A 358-nucleotide genomic window follows, 5' to 3' on the forward strand; every position below is an offset into this window, starting at 1 on the left:
GAGCAGCATCACTTGCCTTGTCGTGGCCGGAAATCCCCCTCCCCCTCTGCGGGGGAGGGGGCCGCGCCGGCCGGGTTACATCCCGTGGCCCACCACTTAGATACCGGCCAGTACCACGGATGCGTCTACAGGGTCGAGGCGCGGACTCGGCCCCTCCCGTCGGCCCCGAGCCCGGAGGAACCAGCCTGACCCGGCTTCACCCCGCGGTCCCGGCGGACCCGCAGCGCGTCCTCCCGCGCGCCCGCGAGGACCGGCGCCCCCATTTCTACCTGATCTCCCGCGAGCGCGGGGCGGGGGTCCCGCTCGGCAACCGCTCCTTCCTCAACCCGTCCCACGGCGTCCCGGCCGCCGGCGCGGG

Annotated in this window: 1 protein-coding gene; it reads left to right on the plus strand. The window is 74.9% G+C overall.

Translation table 11 applies throughout. The features are described 5' to 3' along the window. Positions 1–119: 119 nt before the first annotated feature. The coding region (locus tag MKK75_RS22660) for a hypothetical protein (protein WP_244044772.1) at positions 120–358 on the plus strand (239 nt) is incomplete at its 3' end.

This window comes from Methylobacterium sp. J-030 (assembly GCF_022829545.1).
GTDB lineage: Bacteria > Pseudomonadota > Alphaproteobacteria > Rhizobiales > Beijerinckiaceae > Methylobacterium.